The following is a 408-nucleotide window of genomic DNA, read 5'->3' on the forward strand; positions in this document are numbered from 1 at the left end:
CATGGCAAAGGGTAAGTTCGAGCGCACCAAGCCGCACGTCAACGTCGGCACCATCGGTCACGTCGACCACGGCAAGACCACGCTGACCGCCGCGCTGACCAAGATCGGCGCCGAGCGTTTCGGCGGCGAGTTCAAGGCATATGACGCGATCGACGCGGCGCCGGAAGAGAAGGCGCGCGGCATCACGATCTCGACCGCACACGTCGAGTACGAGTCCGAGAAGCGCCACTACGCGCACGTCGATTGCCCGGGCCACGCCGACTACGTCAAGAACATGATCACCGGTGCAGCGCAGATGGACGGCGCGATCCTGGTGTGTTCGGCCGCTGACGGCCCGATGCCGCAGACCCGCGAGCACATCCTGCTGTCGCGTCAGGTCGGCGTGCCGTACATCGTCGTGTTCCTGAA

General features: G+C 65.2%; 1 protein-coding gene. It reads left to right on the plus strand.

The annotated features are described in order from the left end of the window. Position 1 precedes the first annotated feature (1 nt). Positions 2-408: GTP-binding protein (locus AC3A4E_RS17275; protein ID WP_487632714.1), on the plus strand; the 407-nt coding region annotated here is incomplete at its 3' end.

It is taken from the genome of Luteimonas sp. Soil_N_1 (genome assembly GCF_057656255.1).